The organism is Nocardia nepalensis, assembly GCF_048910785.1.
GTDB classification, from domain to species: domain Bacteria; phylum Actinomycetota; class Actinomycetes; order Mycobacteriales; family Mycobacteriaceae; genus Nocardia; species Nocardia nepalensis.
The window spans coordinates 436871-458774 of the sequence record NZ_JBKBET010000031.1; the positions used below are offsets into that span (position 1 = coordinate 436871).

Annotated in this window: 12 protein-coding genes; 5 read left to right on the forward strand and 7 right to left on the reverse strand. The window is 66.2% G+C overall.

The window, feature by feature from the left end:
* Window positions 1–160: 160 nt before the first annotated feature.
* Window positions 161–1102, forward strand: coding sequence for an acyl-ACP desaturase (locus ACHQ4I_RS26985; protein WP_420774645.1), 942 nt, complete (start codon window positions 161–163; stop codon window positions 1100–1102).
* Between the two features lie 374 nt (window positions 1103–1476).
* Here the strand turns inward: ACHQ4I_RS26985 and ACHQ4I_RS26990 are convergent, their stop codons facing one another.
* The gene (locus tag ACHQ4I_RS26990; protein ID WP_420774646.1) at window positions 1477–2013 is read right to left on the reverse strand and encodes a DoxX family protein; all 537 of its coding nucleotides are present in this window, start codon (window positions 2011–2013) and stop codon (window positions 1477–1479) included.
* 26 nt (window positions 2014–2039) lie between these two features.
* The gene (locus ACHQ4I_RS26995; RefSeq protein WP_420774647.1) at window positions 2040–2804 is read right to left on the reverse strand and encodes a dioxygenase family protein; all 765 of its coding nucleotides are present in this window, start codon (window positions 2802–2804) and stop codon (window positions 2040–2042) included.
* A gap of 90 nt (window positions 2805–2894) precedes the next feature.
* Between ACHQ4I_RS26995 and ACHQ4I_RS27000 the strand changes: the two genes are divergently transcribed.
* Complete coding sequence (locus ACHQ4I_RS27000; RefSeq protein ID WP_420774648.1) at window positions 2895–3344, forward strand: MarR family winged helix-turn-helix transcriptional regulator; 450 nt, start codon at window positions 2895–2897, stop codon at window positions 3342–3344.
* 804 nt (window positions 3345–4148) lie between these two features.
* Here the strand turns inward: ACHQ4I_RS27000 and ACHQ4I_RS27005 are convergent.
* Window positions 4149–6464, reverse strand: coding sequence for an MMPL family transporter (locus ACHQ4I_RS27005; RefSeq protein WP_420774649.1), 2316 nt, complete (start codon window positions 6462–6464; stop codon window positions 4149–4151).
* Window positions 6465–6836: 372 nt separating this feature from the next.
* On the opposite strand from ACHQ4I_RS27005, the gene ACHQ4I_RS27010 reads away from it, so the two are divergent.
* Together ACHQ4I_RS27010 and ACHQ4I_RS27015 are read left to right on the forward strand one after the other, a co-directional pair.
* Window positions 6837–13184, forward strand: a complete 6348-nt coding sequence (locus tag ACHQ4I_RS27010) for a type I polyketide synthase (RefSeq protein WP_420774650.1) — start codon at window positions 6837–6839, stop codon at window positions 13182–13184.
* 41 nt (window positions 13185–13225) lie between these two features.
* Window positions 13226–14611 (forward strand): condensation domain-containing protein, encoded by a 1386-nt coding sequence (locus ACHQ4I_RS27015; protein ID WP_420774651.1) that lies wholly within the window; start codon window positions 13226–13228, stop codon window positions 14609–14611.
* Here ACHQ4I_RS27015 and ACHQ4I_RS27020 read toward each other — a convergent pair.
* Window positions 14608–15291, reverse strand: coding sequence for a hypothetical protein (locus ACHQ4I_RS27020; RefSeq protein ID WP_420774652.1), 684 nt, complete (start codon window positions 15289–15291; stop codon window positions 14608–14610). The two genes, ACHQ4I_RS27015 and ACHQ4I_RS27020, sit on opposite strands and share 4 nt — an antisense overlap.
* 409 nt (window positions 15292–15700) lie before the next feature.
* On the opposite strand from ACHQ4I_RS27020, the gene ACHQ4I_RS27025 reads away from it, so the two are divergent.
* On the forward strand, window positions 15701–16744 hold the full coding sequence (locus ACHQ4I_RS27025) for an AraC family transcriptional regulator (protein ID WP_420774653.1): 1044 nt from the start codon (window positions 15701–15703) through the stop codon (window positions 16742–16744).
* A 464-nt stretch (window positions 16745–17208) separates the two neighbouring features.
* Here the strand turns inward: ACHQ4I_RS27025 and ACHQ4I_RS27030 are convergent, their stop codons facing one another.
* The 3 genes from ACHQ4I_RS27030 to ACHQ4I_RS27040 all read right to left on the reverse strand — a co-directional run bounded on the left by ACHQ4I_RS27030 (window position 17209) and on the right by ACHQ4I_RS27040 (window position 21521).
* Window positions 17209–18096, reverse strand: a complete 888-nt coding sequence (locus tag ACHQ4I_RS27030; RefSeq protein ID WP_420774654.1) for an alpha/beta hydrolase — start codon at window positions 18094–18096, stop codon at window positions 17209–17211.
* 504 nt (window positions 18097–18600) lie between these two features.
* The gene (locus ACHQ4I_RS27035) at window positions 18601–19680 is read right to left on the reverse strand and encodes an alpha/beta hydrolase (RefSeq protein ID WP_420774655.1); all 1080 of its coding nucleotides are present in this window, start codon (window positions 19678–19680) and stop codon (window positions 18601–18603) included.
* 419 nt (window positions 19681–20099) lie between these two features.
* Window positions 20100–21521: an MFS transporter gene (locus tag ACHQ4I_RS27040; protein WP_420774656.1), complete on the reverse strand. Its 1422-nt coding sequence runs from the start codon at window positions 21519–21521 to the stop codon at window positions 20100–20102.
* Window positions 21522–21904: the final 383 nt, after the last annotated feature.

The following is a 21904-nucleotide window of genomic DNA, read 5'->3' on the forward strand; positions in this document are numbered from 1 at the left end:
TCGCTATGGTCGACCGATCGGCGGATGGAACTGGGGTTGATGTGCGCCGAATCGATTGCGCTCGTCTAGTGTGTGAGTGTGCGGCGAGGCCGCAAAGTCAGTAATGCGTGAACAGCGGTACGTGTTCCGTGGTTGGTTCCACCGAATCGAAAGGCGCTGCATGGCAAAGGACTTGACGCAACTCGAACTACTGACGGAGCTGGAGCCGGTTGTCGCTGCCAACATCGACCGGCATCTGACCACCGTCAAGGACTGGTATCCGCACGATTATGTGCCCTGGGACGAGAGCCGCAACTTCGCAGCAATGGGCGGCGAGGATTGGGATCCCGAGCAGTCCCGGCTCTCGGAAGTCGCCAAAGTCGCGATGATCACGAATCTGCTCACCGAAGACAATTTGCCTTCCTACCACCGCGTGATCTCCGAGAACTTCACCAACGACGGCGCGTGGGGCACCTGGGTCGGCCGCTGGACCGCCGAGGAAAACCGCCACGCCATCGCCATGCGCGACTACCTCGTATGCACCCGCGCTGTCGATCCCGTCGCCTTGGAGAACGACCGGATGGTGCATTTGACGCGCGGTGTCCACGCGCCGGAGAACTTCGGTGGCGTGCTCGATCAGGTCGCGTATGTGACTTTCCAGGAGTTGGCCACCCGAATCAGCCACCGCACCACTGCCCGAGTCTGCGACGACCCGATCGCCGACCGGATGCTGCAACGCATCGCGGCCGACGAGAATCTGCACATGATGTTCTATCGCAACATCACCGGCGCCGCGTTCGATATCGCTCCAGACCAGACGATCGAGTCGGTGACCAAGATCGTGAAAACGTTCTCCATGCCCGGCACCGGCATGCCGAACTGGCGTCGCAATGGCGTTTTGATGGTCAAGCATGGGATCTACGACCTGCGCCAGCACCTCGACGAGGTCGTATTGCCGGTCCTGCGGATCTGGAAAGTCTTCAACCGCACGGACTTCACCGCACGCGGCGAACGCAGCCGCGAAGAACTCGGCGAGTACCTCGAGAAACTCACTCGCGACGTCATCAAGTTCGAAGAACAACGCGCCCGCATCCTCGCCCGCGAGGCGGCGCGCGTCGGGTAGCGCCCGCTGGATGTCACAGTCGCACGCGAACACTCGCGCGACTGTGACATCCTGCCCGGTGCCGTTCAGGTGCGGCCCACACCTCGGAGGGCCTCGAAATTCGTGGCGGCTGCCAGCTGGTTGACGTGGCCGTTCGATACGAGGCCGAATTGTGTTGCCCAGTAGGGCTGTTCGCTTGGAGTAGCCGCGCAGAGTGAATAAAGAGTTGCGAGTGGCTGCTTACGCCGTGTGCGTGCGGGAAGCCGTTGGCGCAACCGAGATCCTGCTGCCCCCGAGCGGTCGACTGCCGTCCGATCAGACGGTCAGGAGCTGATTCTCCGACCGGCTCGCCGGAGTTCGGTCCTGGACCGCAAGGTGACCCTCTGCGCCCGCTGTCAATTGCGAACGAGCAGAACCGCACCCGCGACAACCAGAGCCAGCACCACGGCCGCAATGCCGTAGCTGAGCCGGTGTGTGCGCACGGCGGGGATGAAGCGGTCGGCTGCGTACCGGCCCGGGCCGGTGAGGGCCAGCGAGCCCGCGGCAAGAGTCAGGATCAGTTCGTACTCGATCCCCTTCGGGGCGAAGAAGCCGCCACCCCATTTCACCGCGATCGCATTGAGGAGGGTTCCGACCAGCGCCGCCGCGGCGAGCGGGGTGAGCAGGCCGATGGCGAGGGCGAGTCCGCCGAGGGTTTCGCTCAGACCGGCGACCGCGGCCATCGCCTTGCTCGCGGGGTATCCGCTCATCGCGAAGAACTTGCCGGTGCCGTCGAGGCCACCGCCGTTGAACCAGCCGAACAGTTTCTGCGCGCCATGTGCGGCCATGGTGAGCCCGACGGCCAGACGCAGTACCAGCAGACCGAGATCGTAGGTCTGTGTGGGCGTTGCCGTTTCGGTGTGCGGCGCGGGAGCGGTGAGGGTCGCGGTCATGTGAATGCCTTTCGTCAGGGGTGGAATCAGCCGAACTGGATGGAGCGCCGGGCCATGCCCAGCCAGAACCCGTCGATCACGGTGCGTTGGTCGGCCAGATCGTCCGCGCCCGCGCCGAGGGCGACGAACAGCGGCGCGAAATGGTCGGTGCGCGGATGCGCGAGATGTGCCGCGGGGGCCTTGTTCTCGAAGTCGAGCAGGGCGTCGAGATCCTGTGCGGCGAGGGTTTCCCGACCCCAGTCGTCGAATTCAGCGGTGAAGCTGTAGACGTGCTCGTCATCGGCGGTGATGGCGCGCAGGTTGTGGGTGAAGAAGCCGCTGCCGATGATCAGCACCCCCTCGGCGCGCAGCGGGGCGAGTTTGCGACCCACCTCCATCAGGCGCTGGGGGTCCAGCGTCGGCATCGAGAGTTGCAGCACCGGAATATCGGCATCCGGATACATCTCCTTCAGCGGCACATAGGCGCCGTGGTCCAGTCCGCGATCCGGGACATCGACCACGCCGCCGCCGAGCAGTTTGCGCACCTTGTCCGCCAGTTCCCGCGCACCCGGCGCGGCGTATCGCACCTGGTAGTAGCGCTCGGGAAAGCCGCTGAAGTCATAGACCAGCGGCACCGTGGTGGTGGCGCCGAGCGCGATCGGCGCGGCCTCCCAGTGCGCGGAAATCATCAAAATCGCCGTGGGCCGGGGCAGTTCGCGCGACCACGCGGCGAGCTCACCGGGCCACCGTGGGTGGTCGGCCAATGGCGGTGCGCCGTGTGAGAGGTAGAGCACCGGCATTTGTCCGGTCATCGCTGTTCTCCATCCAAGTAGTTCAAATTTGAACTCTAATCGACTATAGCCGGTTGTTCAAATTTGAACAACGTGAGTAGGGTGGATGCCGTGGCTGATGCGAGATGGCTCAACGAGCAGGAGATGCGAACCTGGCAGGGCTTCCTGGCCGCCGGGGCGCTGGTCGGCCGACAGGTCGAACAGCAGCTCAAACAGGAGGGTCTCTCGCACACCCAGTACGAAGTCTTGGTCCGCCTCGCCGCGACTCCCGAAGGCCAGCTACGGATGACGGAGTTGGCCGATGCGCTCTACACCTCGAAAAGCGGCCTGAACTACCAAATTACGCAGCTGGAGAAGTCCGGTTTGGTCCGCCGTGAGGCCTGCCCGACCGATATTCGCGGCGTCACCGCCGTCCTCACCGCCGACGGCCGCCACCGCCTCGAGGAGATCGCCCCCGGCCACGTCGAGACGGTCCGCCGCGTGCTCATCGATGTGCTGACTCCGGAACAACAGCAGGCCATCGCGGCCGGACTCGGCGAGGTCGCGCGGCGACTCGCTTAGTTCGGGTGGCAGACATGCTCGGGGCTTCGCGGCTCGGGCTCGGGCTCGGGCTCGGGCTCGGGCTCGGGCTCGGGCTCGGGCTCGGGCTCGGGCTCGGGCTCGGGCTCGGGCTCGGGCTCGGGCTCGGGCTCGGGCTCGGGCTCGGGCTCGGGAGGCCTGCTACTCCAGCGTTCAAGACTAACCAAGGGCGCATGGAATCCGGCTACACCCGACGCGATCCGCCTCCGCCACGGCCTCTTTCGCCCAGGTAGGACTGCACGGGCATTCTGGGGTTTGCCCGGATGACATCGGCGCTGGAGTCCGACGAAAGGAGGACCCGGCCCGCGACCATAGGGCGATGTCACCGCCTCTGGTGACCACGCAGAATCGGGGCCGTAAGAAATCTGTTGGGAAACTCTAAGCCACAACAGATTTGATGCCCAGGTACGGATGTGACGCTCATGGTCGCAGATTGACGCCAGAACGGAGAAGACAGTGCCCACGATGTTTCCGAGTTCCGTCACCGAGGCCACATCGGATACGGTGCGAGACTGCCGCCGACGTGGGTGGACGGTCGCGGAAACGGCCAATGGCGTCTGCCTGATCACCGACGAACAGATATCGGCCATCGAGCTCACCGGCGCACTGGCCGCCACCGTGCGCCGGTTCCTGCGGGCGAACAACCTGTCCGGTCCGGTGATCGAGATCCCGGGGGCTCAGCGCCGCGAGATCCATCTGGTCGTCGGCGCCGCCAAGGCCGCCATGGCGATCGGTGCGCTGCGCGGCGTCGGCGCGATCGTCCACACCGACGGCGCCAGCATCCCGCTACCGCCGACCCGCCTGTCGGCCGGTTCGGCCTGCTGGGGGATTTCCCCCAGCGAGGCCCGCTGGATCCCGCCGGTCGTCGCCATCGCCGCCGCCGTGCGCGCCGCCGAAACCGGCCGCAGGCCCCACCTCACCGGAATGGCCTGCTGAATCGTCGGAAATCGGCTCGCGGACAACCACCCTGCGCTGGATGCGGGCCAGCCATGCCGGGGCCCACCAGCACGCGTCGCCGAGCAGCTTCATCGTCGCGGGGACCAGGAGCATGCGCAGCACGGTGGCGTCGATGAACAACGCCGTGACCATGCCGAACGCGATGTACTGCATCATCACCAGATCGGAGAGCGCGAACACGCCGGTCACCACTATCAGGATCAGCGCGGCGGCGGTGATGATCCGCCCGGTGCGGGCGACACCGGTGCGGATCGCCTCGGCGGTGGACGCGCCCGCCGCGCGCGCCTCGACGATGCGGGCGAGCAGGAAGACTTCGTAGTCGGTGGACAGTCCGTAGATCACCGAGACGATCAGCATCAGCACCAGCGACATGATCGGCTGGGGTGTGAAGCCGAGTAGATCGGCTCCGTGCCCGTCGACGAAGATCCAGGTCAGTACGCCGATGGTGGCCCCGAGCCCGAGTAGGTTGAGCGCGGCCGCTTTCAGCGGTAACACCAATGAGCCGAAGGTCAGAAATAGCAGCGCGGTTGTGGCGATGAATACCAGCGTGATCATCAGCGGCAGCCGGTCGAGCAGCGCGTCGATGCTGTCGCGCTGGGCTGCCGGTTGGCCGCCGACCATCAGCGTCGTGCCGCTCGGCAGTTCCATGGATCGCAGGTAGTCGATGGTCGCGGCGGCGTCGTCGGGGCCGGCGAGCACTGTCTCGGTGGTGTAGACGAAGGGTTGCGCTGGGCGCTGTGTCGGAGCCGGGAACGGTGCGGCCAGGCCGGGAGCCTGATTCGCTCGCGTCAATACCGCGCCGACGTCCGGGCTGTGGTAGGTGACCATGACCAGGTAGATCGGGTCGATCCGGCGCAGCGGGAAGATATCGTCGAAGTGCTGCTGCGCCAGTCGAGTCGGATGATCCGGCGGCAGGAATCGCTCGCTGATACCACCGAATACCAGGTCCTGCACCGGCGCGATGAGCAGCACTAGCCCGGCGCAGACCGGGATCGCCACGGCGAGTGGTCTTTTCATCACCGCCGCGGCCACGCGGCCCCAGAAATTGTCCGGTACGTCGTCGGCGGACCTGGTCCTGCGGAACCAGTCGAATCCGAGCATGTCCACGCGATGGCCGAGCACGGCGAGCAGCGCGGGCAAGAGCGTGATCGCGGTGAGCGCGGCCAGTGCGATGGTGACGATCGCACCGTAGGCGAACGACCTCAGGAAGCCCTGGGGGAACAGCAGGATGCCGCCCGCCGCGGCGACCACGATGGTCGCGGAGAACACCACCGTGCGGCCCGCCGTCGACACCGCCCGTCGGACCGCGACCGATACCTCGTGGCCGTCGGCGAGTTCGTCGCGGAATCGGCTCACGATGAACAGCCCGTAGTCGATGGCCAGGCCGAGACCGATCATCGAAACCACCGGGGAGACGAAGGAATTCACCTCTGTGATGGTGGTGATGGCGCGAATGATCCCCCATGCCGCGAGTACGGTGAGCCCGCCGACGATCAGCGGGAGGGCCGCGGCGACGACACCGCCGAACAGGAAGAACAACAGGACCGCCACGGCGGGAATGGCGAACAGCTCCATCCGCGTCTGGTCGTGGACCATGGTGTCGTTGAGCGCACCGCCGACCGGCTGCCCGCCGGCGACCTCCATATCGATGCCCGGGATGTCGAAGTCGTGGACGACCTTGTGGAAGTTGCGCATCAGCTCGGTGTCGTCGCTGCCCCTGACTGCGATCGAGGCGAACGCATGCGCGCGGTCCTTGGAGCCGAAGAGATCCGGTACCGCCACACCGGTTTCGGTCGGCCAGTACGTACCGTTGATCTTCGCGATCTCATTCGGAAAGCGCCGTGGCAGGTCGTTCAGATAGTCGACGACCGTCGTGCCGAACGCCGGATCGTCGATCGTCTTTCCCGCTGGCGCGTGGTACAGCACAATCACATCACCGCTGTGATCGCGCCCGAATACCTGGTCGCGCAGGCGTGCCGCTTGCGCGGATTCCGAGGTCGGATCGTCCCATCCGCTGGAGCTCAATTCGTCACCGAGACCGAATCCGTAAGCACCGAGCGCCAACATTGCGGCAACTACCACGCCGATCACCGTGAATCGCCGTCGGACGATGATATCTGCCCACTGCGTGAAATCGGCGAACAATCGTCGCCTCCCTAATATGCGTGAATCGTGGCCCCCGCGAACCCGCCAGATCGTACCCATGACAACACATTCCACCCGGGGACCGCCGAGAACTCCGACAGCACACAATTCGACCGGCATGCCGATTGTGAAGTGCACCTGAAGCGCTGCCCACACAGTCGAATCAGCATATCCTCGCGGCCCGTAAAGGGCCCTGAATTATGGCATTTCACAGTAGATAGAACTCGATTTGAAGTGATCTACAGGATGTCCCATGTCTCGTCTCGGCGTCGATAGACTCGAGCCCGGTTTGTCCACTGCGCTGGACTTTGTAATGCGTATCGCCGACCACGCGCGCGGCGATTACGAATACCCGCATCCGGGAGGACATGCGTGTCGGATATCGCTATTGTTGGTATCGGTTGTCGGTATGCGGGCGGGATCGATTCGCCCGACACGTTCTGGGAATTCGTCGTCGACAAACGCGACGGCGTGGTCGAGATTCCGGGCGACCGGTGGGATTACCGCAGGTATTACGATCCGGATCCGCGCACCCCGGGCCGCAGTTACACCAAGCACGGTGCGTTCATGACGATCGATCCCTGGGCGTTCGACCCGGACTTCTTCGGGATCTCGGCCCGTGAGGCGACGGTGCTGGATCCACAGCAGCGTCTGATGCTGGAGGTGACCTGGGAGGCCCTGGATGACGCCGGCATGGCGGGCCGGGCGGCCGGTGCGCCGGTCGGGGTGTATGTGGGCGGTTTCGTGGTGGACCAGTCGGTGATCGGCGTGGTCGGCCCGGCGCTGTTCCACACCGATATGCACACACCCGCGAGCGCCTCCTACACCATGCTGTCCAACCGAATCGCCTACGCGCTCAACCTGACCGGCCCCGCGCTCACCATCGACACGGCCTGCTCGTCATCGCTGGTCGCCTTCCATCTGGCCTGCCAGGCACTCGACAACGGCGACTGCGGGGTGGCGCTGGCCGGTGGCGTGAACGTCATGCTGCAGCCGGAGACATTCGTGCTGATGTGCAAGGGCAGCTTCCTCGCCGCCGACGGCCGCTGCAAATCCTTCGACGCCGCCGCCGATGGCTACGGGCGCGGCGAGGGCGCGGGCATGGTGGTGCTGAAGAAGCTCGACGACGCGGTGCGCGACGGTGACCGCATCTACGCGGTGGTCAAGGCCACCGGCGCCAATCAGGACGGGCGCACCACGGCGATCACCGTGCCGAACGCCGAATCCCAAGAGGCGCTGGCCCGTACGGTATGTTGGCGCGCCGGTCTGACACCGGACTCGATCACCTACGTGGAGGCGCACGGCACCGGCACCCTCGTGGGTGACCCGGTCGAATTGCGTGCACTGGGACGCGCTTTCGGCGCACCGGCCGGACGCGCGAACGTCCTCGGCGTCGGCTCGGTCAAGGCGACACTCGGTCACACCGAAGCCGCGGCCGGTATCGCGAGCGTGATCAAGGCGGCGCTGGCGATCCGGCATCGCACGATTCCGCCGCAGGGGTGGCTCGACAAGCCCAATCCGGATATTCCGTTCGACGAGCTCGGCCTGCGCGTCCAGGTGGACGCCGAACAGTTACCCGCGCAAGCCGATCCGATGATGATCGCGGTCAACGGTTTCGGATACGGCGGCACCAACGCCCACGCCATCCTGCAGGAGTACCACGCGGAACCGGCAGAGCCGAGCACCGGACGGCATTTCGGGATCCTGCCCATTTCGGCCCGGAGCACCGGCGCCGCCCGCGCACTTGCCGGTCGCTTCGCCGATCTGATCAGCGCTGGCGCCAGTCCGGACCACCTGGCCGAGGCCGCCTGGACCCGGTTGGCCCACCATCAGTACCGCACCGGCGTACTCGTCGGTGACACCGAGGACCTGGTCCGGGATCTGCGGCACTTCGCCGCGGGTGAGGGCCGGGACGCCGTGCGCACGGTCGCCTCCCGTAACGACGAGCCGGTATTCGTCTTCTCCGGCATGGGGCCGCAGTGGTGGGGTATGGCGCGCGAATTGCTGTGCGCGCGCGGCGTATTCGCCGATACCGCGGAACGGATCGATGCGGAGTTCTGCAAGGTCGCGGACTGGTCGATCATCGAGGAGCTGCTGCGGCCCGAAGTGGAGTCGCGCGTTACCAGCACCGAGGTAGCGCAACCGGCCAACTTCCTCGTCCAGGTGGCATTGGTGGACGAGCTTGCCCGGTTCGGGATTTCGCCCGCCGCCGTGGTCGGCCACAGCGTGGGCGAGGTGTCGGCGGCGTATGTGAGCGGGATGCTGTCGCTGCCGGACGCGGTACGAGTCGCCTACCACCGAGCCCGGTTGCAGGCGACCACCGCGGGAACGGGCGGCATGCTCGCGGTCGGGCTGACACCCGAGCGGGCCCGCGAACTCATCGGCGATGACACGCGCGTGGATATCGCGGCAATCAACAGCGCGAGTTCCCTCACCCTGTCCGGCGATGTCGACCTGCTCGACGAGCTCGCCGAAAAGCTCACCGGGGACGCCGCTTTCGCGCGGCGGCTGCGAGTGGAGGTGCCGTATCACAGCCGGTTGATGGATCCGATCCTCGACGAGCTGCGCGCCGAACTCGCCGACCTGACCCCGCGGCCGCCGACCGTGCCGTTGTATTCCACGGTCACCGGCGAACTCGTCACCGAGGCCGACTGGGACGGCGAATACTGGTGCGCGAATGTCCGTCGGCCGGTGCGGTTCTTCGATGCCGTCACCAAGGCGATCGGCGCGGGCAGCCGGGTGTTCCTGGAGATCGGCCCGCATCCGGTGCTGTCGGGCAATATTCGCGAGGCGCTGCTGGACGCGGATGTGCACGGCACCACGGTCGCGACACTCGACCGCAAAGAACCGGATTCGGCGAGCATCCGTCGCACCTTGATCGGTCTTCACGGCGCCGGTGTGCTGAACCAAGAGGCGCTGTTCCCAGCGAATCGCCCCCTCACCGCACATGTCCCGCTCCCCCGCTACCCGTGGCAGCGGACCCGATTGCATTCGGCCCTACCGCTTTTCGAGCAGGCACGGCTCGGCACCCCGGACAGCTACGCGATGCTCGGCGATCCGGATGTGGAGGGTCGAGCGGACTGGCTGCTGCAGGTCGGTTCCGAACTGCTGCCCTGGCTGGCCGATCACGTGGTCAACGGGGTGCCGATCATGCCGGGCGCGGCATATCTGGACGCCGCGCTCAGCGCCACGGCCACTCGCCTGGGCGTCAAAAGGGTTGCGCTCGAACAGGTTCGATTCGTCGCGCCGCTGATCATGGCCGCACCGGATGTGCCGTTGATGGCGCTGAGCGTCGAGGAGTCCAGCGGACGTTTCCTGATCAGATCGCGCAACGCCACCGGGACGGCGTGGACCGTCCACTCGTTCGGCCGGACGCTGACCGGCAGCCACGCGCCGTCGAAGGCGACGGTGCCCACGATCGACGTCGGTATCGATATCGATCCGGAGATGTTCTACGCCGGACTGGCCGCGGCTGGCCTGCAATACGGCCCTGCCTTCCGGCGAGTGACCTCGGTGCGGGTCGGCAAGGATACGGTGGTGGCGACGGTCGACGCCACGATCGCCACGGACTCCGGACATCTCGCGCATCCGGCGGTGGTCGACGCGGCGATGCAGACCGCGGCGCTGCTGTTCGCCGACGAGCGGATCAACGAAGGCGTCATGGTGCCCGTCGGGGTGGCGGCGGTCCGGTTGCTCGCGCCGATTCCCGAAGAGGTCACCGTGGTCGCGCACCGCGATCCGCGGGCGCGGCTGCGCGCCGATGTGGATCTGCTGGACGCCGAACAGAATCTGGTGCTGCGGTTGACCGGGCTGCAGATCGGTGCGCTGAAACCCGGCGACGATCCTCTGCACCGGATGGCCGATTTCTACTACGGCGACACCATGGAACAACGCGATCCCATCGATCCGGCCGCGCTGCCCGACGGCGATTCGGTTGCCACTGTTGTGGTCGCCCTCGGGAAGACCGGCCGCGCTGAGCAATTGGCGGCCGCGATCCCGGGGTCGCGGCTGTATCTCGTCGATCCGGCCGGGCCGGATCTGGAAGCGGAGCTGATCGCGAATCTGCGGGCCGCCCGGACCGAGGAGACCGCGCGGCTGCATGTCTGTGTGGTCGTTGGTCCGGTCCAGGATGATCTGGCGGACCTGTGGACCCTGAAGCGGATCGCGGTCACGGTGGACGAATTCGCCAATCCGTCATCGGCCGACGAGACGCCGCGGACGGTCTTCGGCGACGGTAGTTCCCACGTCACCCTGGTGACCGAACGGGCATTCACGTTGCCCGACAGCACGATTGCACCGGATTCCGGCCACGCGGCGCTGGCCGGGGCGCGGCGAGTGCTGTTGAACGAGCAGACACCGTTGCGGTGGCGGCTGATCGATGTGGAGCCAGAAACCGCCATCGCCGACCTGGTCACGGAATTGGCTGTGCCGGGCGCGTTCTCGCACGACAACTCCGATGAGGTGCTGCTGCGCGAGGGCAAGCGCTGGGTCCCGGTGGTGACCAAACCCCTGGCGAAGCGCCTGGAGGTGCTCGACACCGCCGAGCCGCTGACCGAGCCGGAGGTCAACTTCGAGCTCGAACTCCCCAGAACCCGTTTGCTGTCGGCGCTGGCCTGGCGGCAGTGCCCACGCCGGGACCCGGGTCCCGGTCAGGTCGAGGTCCGCATGCGGGTCATCGGGCTGAACTACAAGGATCCGCTCAAGGTCATCGGTCTACTCGGCGAACGAGAGCTGGCGCCAACGTATTTCGGCACCGTGCCCGGTATGGAGGGCGTCGGCACCGTGGTGCGGGTCGGCGCCGAGGTCGACGGTATCGCCGTCGGCGACCTGGTCGCGGTCGCGGCCAAGGGCATGATGCGGCGCTTCGCCATCGTCGATCGCCAGCTGGTGATCCCGCTGCCCGCCGACGCCGATCCCGGATATTGCACCAGTGCAATCGCTTTCGCCACCGCCGAATACGCCCTGCTGGATCTGGCCCGATTGGAGCCGGGCGAGACGGTGCTCATCCACGGTGCGGCGGGCGGCGTCGGTACGGCCGCTATCCAGGTCGCCAAGGCGCAGGGGGCGCGGATCATCGGCACGGCCGGTTCCGACGAGCGGCGGGCGCATATCCTCGCGCTCGGCGCCGACCACGCGGTGAACTCGCGGTCGCTCGACTTCGTCGACGACGTGCTGGCATTGACCAATGGCGTCGGCGCCGAGGTCGTGCTCAGCAGCGCCCCCGGGGAGATCCTGCGCCAGAACTTCAATGCCGCCGCCGAATTCGGGCGCATCGTCGAGGTCGGCAAGGCCGATATCTACACCGGCGGCCTGCTGGAGATGGCCAATTTCGACAAGAACCTCGCCTATTTCTCGATGGATCTGGACCGCCTGGTCGCGGTTCGGCCGCAGCGACTGGCGGGGCTGCTACAACGGGTGTACGAGAAGGTCCTCGCCGGTATCTACCGGCCGCTGCCGTACGAGCTGTTCGAGACCCAGGACGTGGGCAAGGCCTTCGAGGAGGTCATCCGGTCGTCGCGGCTCGCCCGGATCGCGCTACGCATGGATGCGCCGGAGCCGCCCGTTCGACCGTACCTGCCCCACATCGAGATCAACGGTGCCGCAAGCTATCTCATTACCGGAGGGTTCGGCGGATTCGGGTTGGCAACCGGCCGCTGGCTGGTCTTGCGCGGCGCGCGTCGGCTGGTTTTGCTGGGACGCGGTGGCGCGACGACCGAGGAGGCGCGGCGGCAGCTCGAGGCCTGGCGCACGGTCGGCGTCGAGGTGATCGAGGAGTTGGTCGATGTGACCGACGCCGACGCCGTCGCCGATGTGGTCGCCCGCGCGCACAGCGCCGCGCATCCGTTGCGCGGGGTGTTCCACGCGGCGGGCTCGGTGGCGGATAACCGCATCGAACTCATGGAGCACGAGCAACTCGCCAAGGTGTACCGGCCCAAGGTGCACGGTGCGCGTGCGTTGCACCGCGCGATCACCGAGGCGGGCATCCGGCTCGATATGTTCGTGCTGTACTCCTCCGGCGGCTCGATGTACGGCATCTACGGCCAGTACAACTATTGCGCGGCCAATGTGGCGGTCGAGGCACTGGCCGAGGAGTGGGCCCGGGCCGGAGAGCGGGTGCTGTGCATCGGCTGGGGCCACCTGTCGGGCGCGACGGGCGGGATGGCCGCCGACGAGACGGCCGCCAAATACCTCGACCTGGTCGGCTTCGGTCCGATCGACATGGCCGACGCCACCGCGTATTTGGAGCAGACACTGCGATTGGGGGAAACCCGAGCCGCGATCATTCCCACCGACTGGGCCAAACTCACCGGCACCTTCCCGCAGCTGACCCGCACCGGCCGCACGGTCGCGCTGGCCAAGGCCTCCGCGAAGGACACCTCCGAGCTGGCGCGGCTGCGGGCCGAATTGGTCGCAATGGAAGAAAACAAGCGCGGGCCGTTCATCGCCCGCAAGATGGCCGAGGAGCTCGCCGTCGTGATGGGCGTGCCGGTGGATTCGATCGATATGACGGTGCCGGTGCCAGAACTGGGACTGGATTCGCTCATGGCGGTGGAACTGGGCGCCCGCGTCACCAAGGCCCTCGGCATCGACCTCATGTCGCTGCAGATGGGCCGCTCCTTCAGCCTCGAACAGGCCGGTCCGAAGGTGGCGGAACTGATCCTCGCCGCCGAACCCGGCCAGCCGCAACCGATTCCGGAACCAGCCGCACCGCAGCACTGATCGCCGAATCTTCCGCCGTATCGACGAATCGAGGCATCGCCGTGATCAATTTCGGGCTGATCGACGAATGGGACCCGGCTCCCGGTCGGCTGGTTACCTGGGTCGCCGCACCGGAATCGGTGGCCCGTGCCGCGCAGGCGCCCATACATCCCGCACCACCCTCACACCAACAGGAGGAATATCTGCGCCTCGCCGATCGGCACGCCGCGGCCGACTTCCGCTACTCGGGCCTGTGCCTGGTGACCGTCGAGATACCCATGGGTGACCTCGACCGGGATGCGATGACACGCAGCATCAACGCATTCCTGTTGCGCCACGACACCTTTCGGACCTGGTTCGCCATCGGTCACGGTGGCACGGTCCGGCGGCACCTGGTGGCTCCGGAGGCGATTGATTTCGTTCCGATCGATTACGGCGAACTCGATGACCCCGAAGCCATCCGAGAGCACGTGCAGAAGACGACTCCCGGTCCGTTCCAATGGGATTGCTTCACGTTCGGTGCGATCGAGCACGGTGAATCCACCACCGTCTATCTGGCTGTCGACCATTTGCACACCGACGGGCTCGGGCAGTACCTGTCGTGCCTCGACCTCGCCCACCTCTACGCACGCGAGATGTGGGATGTCGTCGACGACTTGCCCCCGGCCGCGAGCTATCTCGAATACTGCGCCATGGAGCGGCAGTACACCGCCCAACTGACCCTCGCCTCCTCCGGTGCACGAAAATGGCTCGAGCTGATCCGCGGAAACAACGGCGAATTACCCTCCTTTCCTTTGGATCTCGGTAAGCGCACCGATGGATACAACCGCAGCGCGCATCGCAGCATCGCCCTGTTGGACGAGGCCGACGCGCTGCGGTTCGAACGCATCTGCCGCGATAACGACGCCGAATTCGTCGGCGGCATTTTTGCCGCGGCGGCGCTGGCCGAAGGTGAACTCACCGGCAGCGATTACTACTTCGGCATGACACCGATCAGCACGCGCACCTCCGCCGCGGAACGGGCCTCGGTCGGCTGGTATGTGACCCTCGTTCCGGTGGCATTCCCAGTGGGCCCCAACACCTTCGAACGCACGGTGACCATTGCACAGCGGGCCTATGAGAACGGTCTTCGGCTGGCGACCACCTCATTTCACCGCGTCCTGGAGTTGCTACCCGCCGATACCGATATCAGGGCGCGGCCGGGTTGGTCGACGCCGATGATCTCGTATGTGGATGCTCGTGATTTCGTCGGGCACGAATTCTTCGGGGAGGTGCGCGGCGGCGTCTATGCCAATCGCGCGGCCTCCGAAGAAGTCCTGGTGTGGATCAACCGGATGCCGTCGGGAACGTCACTGAGCGTCATCTTCCCCGATACTCCGGTGGCACACGAATCGGTGGATCGCTATCTTCGCGCTGTGCACGCGGTATTCACGGCGGTCGTCGGCTAAGCGACCAGTTCCATCAGCCCGCGTGGATTTGACGAATTCGCCTCGGTCGGGAAACTGAACCGCACCAGCCGGTGCGGCGGCGCCGCCTCGAAATGCGCGACGGACGATGGTATGAAACCGCCGATCACCTTGTCCAGCATGGTGTTCACATGCGCGAAGGCCGGTCGCAGATGCACCGGCCAGCTGATCATGCGCCCCGCTGGCACATCGACCATCGTTCGCTTGTCCACCCTCGAAGCCAGCGGCCAATGCACCGAGAAGGCCAGCCACAGATCCAGCGACGCTACGGCACCCTCGGTGAAGTCCAGTCCGCGCAGCAGCGTCAGACCACCGATGAGCGGCATTACGTTCGACGGAAATGGTGCGATGCCGCTGCCGAACTGAAAGTGGGTGGTATCGACGAAATGCGCCTCCTCGCGCGACACCACTGAGCCGCCCGAACGCGTTTCCGCGCGATAGTCTTCCGCGCGCAACCAGCCGTCGATCCGACGGAAGCGCTGCTCGATCCGGATCGTCGGATTCCCATCGCCGGGGCGCGCCTCGACAGTCGAGTGATAGCCGTCGTCGTCGTGCGCCACCACGCTGGTGACCTCGAAGCGGTGCGGCTGATCCACGGCGCCTACGGTGTAAACGGATTTCTCGCCGTCGGGAATACCCGGATCACGGAACGCTGTGCGCACAAGTCCTCCTGTCGGCCGAAGACCGGATTTGCATTGTTGCACGTATTGAAATCGGTTGTGGCAGTGCGGGACGAGCGAAATCGCCATCGCTGCGACGGTTCACAAAATCTCCCGAGACAAAAGTGGTCGTCGCACAGCGGCTCATCGCAGGAGCCGTCGGGTTGATGCGTTCCGCCCCGCGCGGCTATGCAGCCCATGGACCGAACCCCCGGTTGGTTGCGAGCACAGCGCGGTACGCAGCGTTTATGTAATTCGGAAGCCTTGAATTCGACCGTCGGCAATCCGCGCGGATATGTCTACGAGCTCAATGACGCGCATTTAAGTGGCGAGGAGGTTGCTGTGCAGATGATCAGTGGCCGAACAGTTACTAGAATCGGCAGCGCAAGGGCCGCCGGATTCTAGGAGTGCCGTGGTTCAGTGGGACATCCCGCGCTCGGCCATGAGCGCTGTGTTCACCACCCGCCTCGGTGAGGACAAGGGTGTCCCCGTCGAGGTCTGCCTGCGTGACACCGGTCTGACCCCGCGGCTGTTGGCGGACCCGACTGCCGAGATCAGTGCCGCCCAGGAGCTGACGGTGGTCGCCAATCTGGTTCGGGCGCTGGACTATCCGCCCGGGCTCGGGATCGAGGCGGGCCTTCGATATCGGGTGAGCTCCTACGGTATATGGGGCTTCGCGCTGATCAGCAGCCCGACCCTGCGGTCGGCGATCGAGATCGGTCTGCAGTTCGTGAATCTGACCTTCGCCTTCTCCGATATCCGGGTCGAACAGGTGGGTGACGAGATACGGATGGTGTTCGAGCCGTCTGCGCGGGTCGAGCCCGAGCTGCGGCGTTATGTGGTCGAACGGGATGCGGCCGCGGTCATGACACTGCAGCGCGACCTGCTGGCCTCGCCCATCGAGCTCAACCGCGCGACCTGTGCCTTCCCGGCCCCGCCGCCCGACGGCTTGCGCCTGTACGAGGAGGTCTTCGGCCTCGACGTGCGGTTCGACGCCGCCGAAACGATGGCCGCCTTCGATGCGACGGTGTTGGATGCTCCGTTACCGCAGGCCAACGAGCACACCGCGGTCATGGCGGTGCAGCAGTGCAGTGATTTGCTGGCCCGGCGCCAGGCGCGCACCGGTCTGGCCGGGCAGATCCGCGACCTGCTCATCGAAAGACTGCCCACGCTACCGGACGCCTCCGAAGTGGCGGCCGAGATGCACATGAGCGACCGCACCCTGCGGCACCGGCTCGCCGAGGAGGGAACGTCGTTTCGCATCCTCGTCGACGAGGTGCGCCGACAGCTCGCCGAAGAGCTGCTCGTCATCCGCGGCCTTCCGGTCGCCGAGATTGCCAAACGTCTCGGTTACCTGGAGGTTTCCAGTTTCTCCCAGGCCTTCCGCCGCTGGAAAGGTATCGGGCCGCGAGCCTACCGGCAGCAGCACTCAGGTGCGGCACGGGGTCGGTCGTGACCTGGCTGGCCTGCTCGTCGACGACCTCGCGCGATCCCTGGACCATCTGCACCGCAACCCGGTCAGCGACTCCCACGCGGGACCGAGCACCCGGCCGGAAATCTGCGGCATCAGGAGCTGGCCAGTTGGGCTGCCTGGGTCAGGGCGCGGGCCCTGACGAGGCGTTCGGTGTTACCACTGTGGGTCACGGGGCCGACTGCCACCGACGAGAGCCGGTACCGTCGGAGCGAGCGGATCTGGCGGTTCGGCTTCTCCGACGGCACCGGGCACCGCGAACGCCTCTACGGCAGGGTGATATCGACAGCGACACTGCCGTGCGGATCGGTGGTGGCATTCGGCTCGATTATGGGGATCCACGCTAGGTGCCCGACCACATCGGGCACAGGTGCGCGACGGCCGAAGAGTTGCCGGAAATGGCAAGAACGGGTGTGGCCGCAATCGGTGCCTGGTGCGGTGGCGGGATGTCAGGTGGTGGGGAGGTGGTGGCGGAGGAATTCGAGTTGGTCGTGCACGGCGTGTTCGAATGGGTCGCCGGTGTAGATGTCGAAGTGACCGACGGGGTAGGAGCAGATCTCGCCCCGCGGCGCCGCGATCGCCGCTCGCCTGGTCGGCCCCGGCGGGGCGACGCTGTCGGTGTCGCAGATACAGAACAGGATGGGGCAGCGAATGTGCTTGGCGTAGCGGCGTGGCCGATACGCCAGGATGCGCAGTCCGATCCGCGCGGCCGCTTCGTTGCGGAACGTTACATCCGAGGGTATGAGCCCGAGGTAGCCGGGCATGGCGTCCGGCGCCGACATCAGCGCCGCCGAGTGCGGCGGGCCGGCGATCGGGACAAGCCGTGGCGGCCGGCCCGACCAGGAGGCGAGCACGTCGCGGACCACGTGCGCGGACATCTTGACCGAGCTGCGCAGGCCCGCGGCCAGCGCCGAGGCCACGCCGTCGGTGAACGGGCACTGCACGACCGCGGCGGCGATCGCGTCGTCGCGCGCGGCGGTGGTGATCGCGTGCCCGCCGCCGAACGATGTGCCCCATACCACGATTCGCTCCGGATCCAGGTCCGGACGTGACCGCACATAGGTGAGCGCGGCCGCCCAGTCCTGAAGTTGGTGGCCGATGTCGATGAGCTGTCGCGGTTCGCCCGCGCTGTCGCCGAAGTGGCGGTAGTCGAAGACGAGGCAGGCATAGCCGGCGGCGTGGAATCGCTCGGCGTAGGCGGGCAGCCGCATCGTGCGCACCGCGCCGAGACCGTGCGCCATCACGATGATGGGATGAGACCCACCGGCGTCGGGAAGATACAGCCACGCACGACATTTGCTGCCGTTCGACTTGAAAGTAACATCCAACCTGGTCATGGCCGCCACGCTAGGGTCACCGGCGCTGAGCGCACAGGTGTTCACCGGCTGAAGAGTTACTCGAATCGGCAGGCTCGAATCGTTCAGGTATCCCCGGCGACGATCTCCGCCAGTTCCGTGAGACGGTGTGCGCGATTTCGGCGGGGGTGAACGGCTCACCAGGATGGAGGAAGACCATCCGTTCACCGGATAATGTTCGGCGAGTGAGCTCGGCATCGACGGGCCCTTGCGTCGATTGGCCGGGATATCCGACGATTCAGGAGGGGGTAGCCGATGAACGGGCATGATCGTGCCGGGCGCCGGGGTGGCATCCGGTTGCATGCGGTGTCCAAGACCTACGGAACCGGAGACGTTGCGGTACACGCGCTTAGAACTCAGTTCAGTATCAACGCCTCCAGCCTTGACCACAACTCATCGGTCACGACCTCATCAACCACAGCAACAGTCTCAAAGACGTTGCGCAGCAAACCAAACCGACACGCCCACTCATTCTGAACTGAGTTCTTACTCGCCGAGCGCGGCGCTGAGCACCGGCCAGGAGTTGTGCAAGTCTTGCTGCCAATAGCCCCAGGAATGCGTACCGGTGGGCCGGAGGTCGAAGGTGGCCGGAATATCCAACTCCCGGAACCGATCTCGCAGCTGCTGGGTGCATACCGCGGTGATCGCGTCCAGCACGCCGCCGATGAGCAGCTGGTCGAGGAGTTTCACCGGATTCGCGTTGATGCCGGGGCCGTCCAGGGTGTCGAACGGTCCGGGCTGCCCGGTGCCGGTGGATACGTAGATGGTTGTGCCGCGCAGCTCGTCGGCGTGCAGATAGGGGTCGTTGGCAGCCCATGCAGGATCGGTGGGTGGTCCCCACATGTTGAGCGGATTGCCGCGCCGGGCGGTCACAATGGCGTCGACCATCGCCTGTCCGGATGGGTCACTGGTGCGCACGCAGCCGCTGTAGGAACCGATGGCGCGGTAGAGCCCCGGCGCGGCGATGGCGAGCCGGAATACCGCAGAGCTCGCCATCGACAGGCCCGCAATGGCATTGGCTCCGGTGCCGTGAAAAGCGGAGTCGATGATCGTGGGCAGTTCGCCGGTGAGGAAGCTGGTCCACCGTTGCCGGCCGATCACCGGATCGTCGGCTCGCCAGTCGGCGAAGAATGTGCCGCCACCGCCTACCGGCATCACCACGGTGACCTGTTTGTCGGCGAAGAACCGCTCGACATCGGTCTTGGTGAGCCAGTTACTGCCCTCGCTCCAGATTCCGGTGTCGGTGCCTCCGTCGACGCCATTGAGTAGATACAGCGTCGGGGCCGGTTTCGAATCATCCGCCGCCGGCAGGACTTCGATGCCGACTGTCCGCCCCATCGCCTCGGAGTACACCGTCAGATCGAGCACCCGCCCCGGCCCTTGCGCCGCGGCGACCAACCGCGACCCATTCTGCGAACGACGTGCCGCCGCCAAGGCCCGCACCGGTATCGGCGCGTCCGAGTCGGGCTCGGCGAATGCCACACCGCCCGAGCAGATCAGGATGGCGGCACCGAGGATCGCGGCCAAACGCGCACCGCATCCGCCCTTTCCGGCATCGACACCCACACGCACCTCCGAGCACAACCAGGCAGTATCCCGGCCGACCGTAAGCCGCGATCACGCGTATTCGGAAGCGCTTCGGCACAGGTTTGGGTGATCTCGCCGGTCATCTACCCCAGCACCTGGTACCTGCCACAAACCGCGCCTACCCGGCAGGACGCGCCCACAGCAGATCCGGGGAGGGAATCGGATTGCCCGAACCGACTGTGCGCGCCCTGCCCTCGACCACCGCTACCCCCGCGACACCGACTGCGGCCTCGGTGTCGCGCCTCGGTGTTCGAGACACGGTGTCGGCGACAGCGCCTGGAGATCACCATGCGGCATCCAGATTAGGTCGGATCATGTGCCGACGGCGATATGATTGGGGCACAACATAATTGGCGCATCCAGAGATCGTGACGCGCTACAAGATCACCCGTCGGATGTCATCGCGTGGGCGGCTTCGGCGGCGCGGGCAGCGCCAGAGTCGGCACTGCCATGCCAATCGCGCCGACCGCGATGGCGAACAGCATGACGATGCTGCCGTGCAGGGTGTGGGCGCGGAAGAACACCACGCTCAGCAGCGCCAGCCCGACCGCATTGCCGATCTGTTCGATGGTCGGCAGCTGACCGGATGCCTCGGCCATCTGGCGCTGCCCCAGCCTCGCGAGCATCAGCGGTTGCAGTTGCACGCCGAACAGGCCGACCCCCATTCCGGCAATGACCACCGGGCCGAGCGCGAGCGCGAGATTCACCTCGCCGGATGTCAGCCAGAGATACGTCGCGCCCATGGCAACGCATCCCCCGTACACCGCGACGCCGAGCGCGAGCACCTTTACCCCCCAACGCTTTACCAGCAGTGGCGAGGCGAGCGCACCCGCACCCGCGCCGAGTGCGAACGGTGTCATTGCCACGCCGGTGCGCAGCGGGGAGAAGTGCAATTCGTCCTGCAATGTGATCGATATGGTGAAGACGAACGCGGTGAACAGGCCGAAGAAACTCGCCGCTAGTGCCGCGCCGATGGCGAAGCCGCGATCGGCGAACAGGTCCAGGCGCACCAGCGGACCGCCGCCGCGCCGAACCAGCCTGCGCTCGTAGCCGAAGAACACCGCCCCCAACACGAATGCCGCGCCGATCACACCGAATGACCAAGGCCGCCAGCCGTTCTGCTGAATGTCCGCGAGCCCGGCGAGCAGGGTGAACAGGCTCACGGTGGACAGCGCCACCCCGCCGAGGTCCAGTCGATCGCGCTCCGGCGGCCTGCCCAGGCGCAGATATCGGAAACCGAGCACGAAGGCGAGCACGCCGATCGGCAGGTTCATCAGGAACACCGAATGCCAACCGAGGCCGCCGATATCGGCGGTGACGAGCGCCCCGCCGAGTATCGGCCCGAGCATTCCGGCGAATCCGGCGGTCGCCCCGTACAGCGCGAACACCTGCTGATGCCGACTCGGCGGGAAGCTCGCGATGAGAATGGCGATGGTCTGCGCCGCCATCCCGGCACCGGCCGACCCCTGGATGATCCGTGCGACTACCAGTTCCGTTGCACTGGTGGACATTCCGCACCACACCGACGCCGCGGTGAATGCCGTCACCGAGACCAGGAATACGGTGCGGCGCCCGAGAATGGCGCCGATCCGCGCCGCGGTGAGCAGGGTGCACGCGAAGGCAAGCGAGTAGCCGGAGACCACCAGCACCTGCGCCGACTGCGAGGCGCGCAGGTCGGCGGTGAGATTAGGCAGTGCGGTATTGACGATCGTCACGTCGATCATCTGCATGAAGACCGCGATGAGGCACCCGGCGAAGGCGAGCCATGCGCCGAGTTCCCCGCCCGCCCACTCGGACCTTCGGGTGTCGGTCTCCGTCACGCGTGCACCTCCCAGCGCGTCTTCTGAACCGCCCCATGGGTGCCGGCCGCTCGTGCGCCGACGCTAGGCCGCGACCACCGAAACGGACAGACATTCCCGAACTTCTTGGGACAGCTGACCGGCAAGCCCGACCGAACCTGGTGCCGATCACAACTGACCCCGATCCATCCCGCGGCACCGGTGAATACGACTCGGACACACTGACGCTCGTGCGGCACATGCGAGGACACGGCAAACGCGTGGCGGAAGCGGCGGAGCCCATCATCGACATCGTCGAAACGCCACCGGGCGAACGATAGAGTGCGTTCGTCGAGGATCGACGAATCGGTGTCGACGGGCGCGGCTCCGACCCACACGCAGCACGTCAGCTCGCCGCGCTCGCC